Source organism: Proteus myxofaciens ATCC 19692 (assembly GCF_001654855.1).
GTDB lineage: Bacteria > Pseudomonadota > Gammaproteobacteria > Enterobacterales > Enterobacteriaceae > Proteus > Proteus myxofaciens.
In genome coordinates, this window is the sequence record NZ_LXEN01000017.1 from 1 (window position 1) to 5,526 (window position 5,526).

Annotated in this window: 6 protein-coding genes; 4 read left to right on the plus strand and 2 right to left on the minus strand. The window is 34.6% G+C overall.

Annotated elements, in window-relative coordinates; genetic code table 11:
- Positions 1-889 precede the first annotated feature (889 nt).
- The gene (locus M983_RS02125; RefSeq protein WP_066746334.1) at positions 890-1,123 is read left to right on the plus strand and encodes a DNA polymerase III subunit theta; all 234 of its coding nucleotides are present in this window, start codon (positions 890-892) and stop codon (positions 1,121-1,123) included.
- Between the two features lie 99 nt (positions 1,124-1,222).
- Here the strand turns inward: M983_RS02125 and yebF are convergent, their stop codons facing one another.
- Positions 1,223-1,618: a protein YebF gene (yebF, locus tag M983_RS02130; protein WP_066746336.1), complete on the minus strand. Its 396-nt coding sequence runs from the start codon at positions 1,616-1,618 to the stop codon at positions 1,223-1,225.
- A gap of 96 nt (positions 1,619-1,714) precedes the next feature.
- Entirely contained in the window at positions 1,715-1,897 is a 183-nt protein-coding gene (locus M983_RS02135) for a YoaH family protein (protein WP_066746339.1), read from the minus strand.
- A gap of 108 nt (positions 1,898-2,005) precedes the next feature.
- On the opposite strand from M983_RS02135, the gene pabB reads away from it, so the two are divergent.
- From pabB to M983_RS02150, 3 genes are all read left to right on the plus strand, one after another.
- The gene (pabB, locus tag M983_RS02140) at positions 2,006-3,391 is read left to right on the plus strand and encodes an aminodeoxychorismate synthase component 1 (RefSeq protein ID WP_066746342.1); all 1,386 of its coding nucleotides are present in this window, start codon (positions 2,006-2,008) and stop codon (positions 3,389-3,391) included.
- Positions 3,378-3,938, plus strand: a complete 561-nt coding sequence (locus M983_RS02145) for a CoA pyrophosphatase (RefSeq protein WP_066746345.1) — start codon at positions 3,378-3,380, stop codon at positions 3,936-3,938. The genes pabB and M983_RS02145 overlap by 14 nt, the downstream gene beginning before the upstream one ends.
- A 182-nt stretch (positions 3,939-4,120) precedes the next feature.
- Positions 4,121-5,482, plus strand: coding sequence for an L-serine ammonia-lyase (locus M983_RS02150; RefSeq protein ID WP_066746348.1), 1,362 nt, complete (start codon positions 4,121-4,123; stop codon positions 5,480-5,482).
- The last annotated feature ends 44 nt before the right edge of the window (positions 5,483-5,526 follow it).

A 5,526-nucleotide genomic window follows, 5' to 3' on the forward strand; every position in this document is an offset into this window, starting at 1 on the left:
AGGTGAAAAGGATGAGTTAAAGCAACCGTTATTATGGATGCTTGATATTTTTAATAAAAATAAAAGAACTAATAAAAATGTTTGAAATTTACAAACATATAATAAGCATCAATTACATACTTATATAAATATGATATATAAAAAATAGACTATAATAAACATTACAAACAAATATATTAATAAAAATTAATAGATTAAGCTAAAGTGGCTTATTATTTCCCTCATCTATAATAGTATGACTTCTACTATAATTTATTGCCTTATCTCAAAACCTATTCACCTAAAACATTTTTCTTATTATATAAAAATGAATACTCTTAAGATAAAATCCAGCAAACACGTAAATATACCTATTAACCATTTGGTTAATTTTATTTATAATATATTTTTCCCTGGTGTTGTATTATTTTAGCCCTATTTAAAAATAGGGCTTTTTTTTATCATATATCATGATAAATAACTAATCATTTGTTATATAAGGAAATATTTATTTTGTTAGGCGTTAAAAAACAAGGAGCATTCATTAATTTAATTTTTAATCATATAACGAATAGCCTTTATTGATCTAGATCAAATTTTAAGTATTTTATTAATTTATTTTTAAAGGTTTTATTTTAAAAGATTTTATTTAACTGATTAATTAAAAGACAGTTCATTTACAATCTAGCTTATTTATTGCAATATTTTAATTATAAGTAACCATTAAGTATTATAGATTATTACGTAAAAATAACGCTTTATTATTGTTGATATTAAAAAGATCATTTTTCAAACAACTCCATCCCATTTAGAGTCATTAATGCCATATTCTTTATTTATTCTTTAACTATTTGCTTGCATTAATAAATGCTCTCTTTTACCTTACATACATCATAGTCAGGAGAAAGAAATGAGCTATAACCTTGCAAAATTGCCACAAGAAGAAAAAGATAAAATTAATGTCAGCTTAGCTGCTTCTGGTGTGGCCTTTAAAGAGCGTTATAATATGCCTGTTATTGCAGATGCAGTAGCAAGAGAACAACCCGCAACGCTTTATGAATTTTTTCAAGAAAGACTTACTTTTTATCGTGCAAGAAGCCAACATTATGAACGCCTTCCGTTTGAGCCACCTGCAAATAAATAATTTATCTAGTCAATAGAGTATATTCTATTGACTACAATATATGAAAAGGGAGACAAACCCATATTTGCCTCCCTTTTTATTTTTGACGTAAAAAACCATTTATTTATTTAATACATAAGTGATTTTATCTTCATCACAATTTACATCAACATTATAACGAAGATCAGTACGCGCACCACGTACAGTCAACATAATTTGATAGTTATTACCCGTTTTAATAATATCATTAGCATTAATATTAGCGACAGGCTTAGGACCTAGCGTATTTTTGTCATCTAACCAACGCGGTAAACGATTTTGTAAATAATCGTTCTTTACACGAGCAACAATCTCATTTGAATCTTGATTAATACAGTTTGCAAAAGGGGCTGAGCGTGAAACATCACTTTCATTGTTAACATTATTTGTATCTTCAGCAGAAGCACCAAATGAAAGAGTCAGCAGAAGTGCCGCGCCGAGCATCCCTGTTTTACTAACAATATTGCTTAATTTCATAATAACTCCCTAAAATATCCTTTAGAACAGCATGGTTTTTAGTTAAGCATAGCATAAGGTTAATAAAACAATTGTGATATTTGTTAAATTTTTGTTTTATTCGTTATCATCTTCAAAAACAATAGATACAGAATTACTACCCGTGTATTTTTCTCTTAGTTCTTGAGCAACTAATTGAATCGCCTCGCCACTGCTCATACCTTCAGACATTAGCGTCTGAATTTTTTCTACCGCTTTTTGCTGTTCTTCATGTGTTAATGTAGGCATTTCTAGAAACATAATGTTACTCTTATTAGAATTGATTTCTAAATTGTATTGAAATAGATATCATCATTACTTAAATGATAGCCTTATAATAATACAAATTCTGGTTTAAGTGGCCTTAAAATGGATAAGTTATTACAACAGCGTGAATTAACATATACCCCTGATTTGGCATTACGAGTTTTTGCCCCTATTGCCTCACTTCCTTGGTCCAGTTTACTTCATTCGGGATTTGCCGAACATACTCATAATCGTTTTGATATTATTGTTGCAGATCCTCTTATTACGTTAGAGACACGCAAACAAACAACCATCATTAAAGAAAAAAATGGCACTGTAAAACGTTCTAAAAAAGATCCCTTCTTACTGATTCAAACCGCATTAGATACCGTGGGGTTTCAACCTGCTAGTAATGAAGACTTACCATTTTTAGGTGGAGCATTAGGTATTTGGAGCTACGACCTTGGTCGCCGAATTGAAGAACTTCCTTCATTAGCCAAAAATGAGCTTAATTTTGCTGATATGGCGATTGGTATTTATGATTGGGCATTAATTGTCGATCATAAATTAGAAAAAGCCACATTAATTAGCTATCAAGATATTGATGCACGCTTACAATGGTTAGATGAAAAATCAGAAATACACTCTGGTGATAATTTTGCTTTAACATCAGACTGGCTATCTAATATGAATAGCGACGAATATAATGAAAAAATTGCAAGAATTCATCAATACTTACTTTCTGGCGATTGTTATCAAGTTAATTTGGCACAACGGTTTTGCGCAAATTATACGGGTAGTGAATGGCAAGCTTTCTTAAAATTAAGTCAAGAAAATAAGGCGCCTTTCTCTTCATTTATGTGTTTACCTAACAATTATGTGATCAGTATTTCACCAGAACGCTTTATTCATTTAGCAGATAATCAAATATCAACACGCCCAATTAAAGGCACATTACCTCGCAAAGAAAATCCTGAAGAAGATGCTCAACAAGCTCAATTATTAGCAGATTCACAAAAAGATCGTGCTGAAAATTTAATGATTGTGGATTTAATGCGTAATGATATTGGTAAAGTTGCGGTAACGGGCTCAGTTAAAGTGCCTGAACTCTTTGTTGTTGAACGTTTTCCCGCCGTACATCATTTAGTCAGCACAATTACAGCCGAACTTCCTACACATCTAAAAGCAACAGATTTATTACGAGCGGCTTTTCCAGGTGGCTCCATTACAGGTGCACCCAAAATTAGAGCAATGGAAATTATTGAAGAACTAGAACCTCATCGTCGCCATGGTTATTGTGGTGCAATGGGTTATATTAGTTTTTGTGGCACAATGGATACTAATATCAGTATCAGAACGTTACTTACTGAAAAAAACAAAATTTACTGCTGGGCTGGTGGTGGTATTGTTGCTGATAGCGTGGCGAATAAAGAATACCAAGAAACATTTGATAAACTTGGCAAAATATTAACGGTATTAAGTGAGTCCATGATTAATGACAAACATTGAGAAATTTATCAATCGTTTTCAATTGACATTACCTAATCAGGATGTCGCTAATCATCACGCTCAAAAATCAGCGGCGGTATTGCTACCGATTATTGATAAGCCCAATCCCACTTTGCTATTAACTGAGCGCGCAAACACAATGCGCTCTCATGCTGGCCAAGTGGCTTTTCCTGGTGGTAAACGAGACCCTATTGATAATAATCTTATTGAAACTGCATTAAGAGAAGCGCAAGAAGAAGTTGCTATTCCACCTAGTGCTGTTTCTGTTATTGGGCAACTTGCGCCTATGCAAAGCTCTAGTGGCTATTTAGTTACACCTATTGTTGGTATTATTCCTGCTAATTTAGCTTTGTACAATAATCCAGCAGAAGTTGCCTCTATTTTTGAGATGCCACTTAATTACGCATTAAATGCACATCATTATCAACCAGTAGACTTTCATCTTTCAGGAAAAAATCAGCGTATTTATTTTTATCCTTATAATGGTCACCTTGTTTGGGGATTAACTGCAGCTATTTTGCATAAACTTGCATTGCATATCACTTAACCCGCTACTTTTTTATTCATTCAGTGCTTTTTATCGTCACATCCACAACTCTACTTAGCTATTTAAAAAAAATGTTGTAAACTACAGCATTAACGGGACGAAATAATTGTAATAACGATCCCTTTACTATAAATAACTATTTTTTTACTCTTTTTAACCCTTCTCTTATTAAGGAGTCTGACGTGATTAGCGTTTTCGACATGTTTAAAGTGGGCATAGGACCATCCAGCTCTCATACCGTAGGACCAATGAAAGCGGGTAAAGAATTTGTCGATGATTTAGTCAGCCAGGAATTGATTGCGTCTGTCACCCGTGTTGCTGTTGATGTTTACGGCTCATTGTCTTTGACAGGCAAAGGTCACCATACTGATATCGCAATTATTATGGGGTTAGCCGGTAACTCACCAGCAACTGTCGATATTGACAGCATTCCGGGCTTCATTCGTGAAGTCGAAGAAACTGGTCGTTTATCATTAGCTAATGGTTTGCAAGTCGTCGATTTTCCAGCAGAAAGCATGCATTTTAGTAATGACAACCTCTCATTACATGAAAATGGCATGACAATACATGCCTTTGCTGGTGATAAAGAAATCTATAGAAAAACCTACTATTCAATTGGTGGCGGTTTTATCGTTGATGAAGAAAATTTTGGAAAATCAACACTTGATAGCCAGCCTGTATCCTACCCTTACGCAAGTGCCGAAGAACTATTAAAGCATTGTAAAGAAACCGGATTATCTATTTCTAGCTTGATTATGAAAAATGAGCTAGACCTACATACACAAGCGGAAATTAGTGCATATTTTGCTGATGTCTATAAAACCATGCAAGAATGTATTGAGCATGGTTTAAACACTGAAGGCGTATTACCTGGGCCATTACGTGTACCACGTCGAGCGGCTGCATTAAATCGTTTATTAACGTCAAGTAATAGCTTATCAAACGATCCGATGAAAGTTGTTGATCTCATCAATATGTTCGCATTAGCCGTAAATGAAGAAAACGCAGCCGGTGGACGCGTTGTTACAGCACCTACAAACGGTGCTTGTGGCATCGTTCCTGCTGTATTAGCCTACTACGATAGCTGTATTGAAAAAGTCACACCTGAAACCTATATACGCTATTTCTTAGCATCTGGTGCTATAGGTATTCTTTATAAAATGAATGCCTCTATTTCAGGTGCTGAAGTGGGGTGTCAAGGTGAAGTCGGTGTTGCTTGTTCTATGGCGGCGGCTGGCCTTGCAGAGCTACTAGGCGCAAGTCCTGAACAAGTTTGTGTTGCAGCAGAAATTGGTATGGAACATAACTTAGGCTTAACCTGTGACCCTGTTGCAGGACAAGTTCAAGTACCTTGTATTGAGCGTAATGCGATAGCTTCTGTTAAAGCAGTCAATGCAGCACGTATGGCTTTGCGTCGTACTAGCGAACCTCGTGTTTCTCTCGATAAAGTGATTGAAACCATGTATGAAACGGGCAAAGATATGAATGCAAAATATCGTGAAACGTCCCGTGGTGGATTAGCGATTAAAGTACAGTGTGACTAATTATCTCACACATTCGAGAAGCCATTCATTTTGAATGGCTTTTT